Source organism: Exiguobacterium sp. s28 (assembly GCF_018618135.1).
Taxonomy (GTDB): domain Bacteria; phylum Bacillota; class Bacilli; order Exiguobacteriales; family Exiguobacteriaceae; genus Exiguobacterium; species Exiguobacterium mexicanum_A.
Genome location: NZ_JACSLL010000040.1, coordinates 1 through 266 on the forward strand (window position 1 = coordinate 1; position 266 = coordinate 266).

2 rRNA genes are annotated in these 266 nt (G+C 44.7%); both read left to right on the top strand.

Annotation, left to right across the window (positions count from 1 at the left end):
* Positions 1-83: ribosomal RNA gene (locus tag KNP78_RS15650) — 23S ribosomal RNA — on the top strand; the annotation flags it as partial.
* A 98-nt stretch (positions 84-181) separates the two neighbouring features.
* Positions 182-266 (top strand): 5S ribosomal RNA (rrf, locus tag KNP78_RS15655); the annotation flags it as partial.

Genomic DNA, 266 nt, shown 5'->3' on the forward strand with positions numbered 1-266 from the left:
AGACGATGAGGTAGATAGGTCATGGGTGGAAGCACGGCGACGTGTGGAGCTGAATGATACTAATCGGTCGAGGCTTTGATCTAGTCTAAGGTTTGTATGAATTGATGAGTCTTCAGTTTTGAGAGAACAATCTCTTAAAAAATATTGACGTTATGACTAAATAATGTTAATATAATACTTGTCTGGTGGCGATAGCGAAGCGGCCACACCCGTTCCCATGCCGAACACGGAAGTTAAGCGCTTCAGCGCCGAAAGTAGTTGGGGGT